This window comes from Bacillus sp. mrc49 (assembly GCF_002803435.1).
Window position 1 is genome coordinate 1 of the sequence record NZ_PHNG01000189.1, and the last position, 896, is coordinate 896.

Genomic DNA, 896 nt, shown 5'->3' on the forward strand with positions numbered 1-896 from the left:
CTTCGACTTTTTCCATTTTGTCGCCATTTTTCATGGCTTTTGCCGTTTCAAGCCCGGAAGTCACTTTACCGAAAACGGTGTGAACACCGTTAAGATGCGGTTGTGGTTCATGCACGATGAAGAATTGGCTTGAGCCTGTGTCTTTTCCGGCATGTGCCATCGATAAGCTGCCCGCCTCATGCTTGTGAGGGTTTCCAGCTGTTTCACATTTGATTTGAGTGCCGCTTCCGCCTGCACCAGTACCTGTTGGATCTCCGCCTTGACTTACGAAACCAGGGATGACACGGTGAAAGACCACGCCATTATAAAAGCCTGTGTTCGCCAGATTTTCGAAGTTCGCTACTGTGTTTGGTGCTTCGTTCGGGAAAAGATCGAATTCAATCTTTTCTCCATTTCCCATTAGTATGTATCCTTTTTTAGCCATGTAGAACATCTCCTTTAATATGAACTGAATCAATTCTAATAGTACCATTTTTCGAACAAGAATGAAAAGCGGACGCTACTTATTTCGAACTGTCTCATTATACATATCGATGTAATTTCTTTTATAATGAGGAAGATTGATGATAAAAGGAGGAACGAACCGTGACACAACGATTTGAAGCATTAGTCGTAAACAAGCAAGGAGATCAGTTTACCGTAAATATCCAGCAACTATCACTTGATGACCTGCCGCAAGGCGAAGTGCTCATCCGTGTCCATTATTCCGGGGTGAACTATAAAGATAGCCTAGCCAGCATTCCGAATGGAAACATCGTCAGCACTTATCCGATCAGCCCAGGAATTGATATGGCAGGGGTGGTCGTTTCATCTGAGGATTCACGATTCCAGGAAGGGGACGAGGTCATTGCCACCTCTTACGGAATCGGCGTATCCCAATCAGGCGGCTACAGCCA

General features: G+C 45.1%; 2 protein-coding genes. One reads left to right on the top strand and one right to left on the bottom strand.

The window, feature by feature from the left end; genetic code table 11:
* Window positions 1-424, bottom strand: a 424-nt coding sequence (locus CVN76_RS01310) for a peptidylprolyl isomerase (protein WP_100530119.1), incomplete at its 3' end; no start/stop codon positions are given.
* Window positions 425-585: 161 nt separating this feature from the next.
* Between CVN76_RS01310 and CVN76_RS01315 the strand changes: the two genes are divergently transcribed.
* Window positions 586-896 (top strand): alcohol dehydrogenase catalytic domain-containing protein (locus CVN76_RS01315; RefSeq protein ID WP_157805429.1); only part of this gene is annotated, 311 nt, incomplete at its 3' end.